We start from the raw sequence: 243 nt of genomic DNA, 5'->3' as shown, positions 1-243 counted from the left end.
ATGTTAAACCGGGCTTTAAGCTATTTTGTTGGAATATCAGGCACCGTCAGATCTGGCCGCTTTCCCGGTTTGTGCTGGCGGAGTACCGGTGGGAAGAGACGATTCAGGTCAAGGGCGAGGACGGTCAACCGAAAACCATCAAGAATCCAGAGGCGCCCCTTCTGGGGTGGGATGGGAAGCCGCAGCGCTATGCGTTGGTACTCTACGACTTAGAGCACCAAGTGCTGACGAATCTTACTGACG

The 243-nt window shown here is 54.3% G+C and carries 1 protein-coding gene; it reads left to right on the top strand.

From position 1 onward, the window contains the following. Positions 1-243: hypothetical protein (locus tag ACTFO6_RS19525; RefSeq protein ID WP_439935964.1), on the top strand; the 243-nt coding region annotated here is incomplete at both ends.

The sequence above is a fragment of the Pelomicrobium sp. G1 genome (assembly GCF_051905455.1).
In the GTDB taxonomy this organism is placed as follows: Bacteria; Pseudomonadota; Gammaproteobacteria; order Burkholderiales; family UBA6910; genus Pelomicrobium.
The sequence above is the reverse complement of the archived record's forward strand: the minus strand, read 5'-3'. Positions and strand labels throughout refer to the sequence as shown.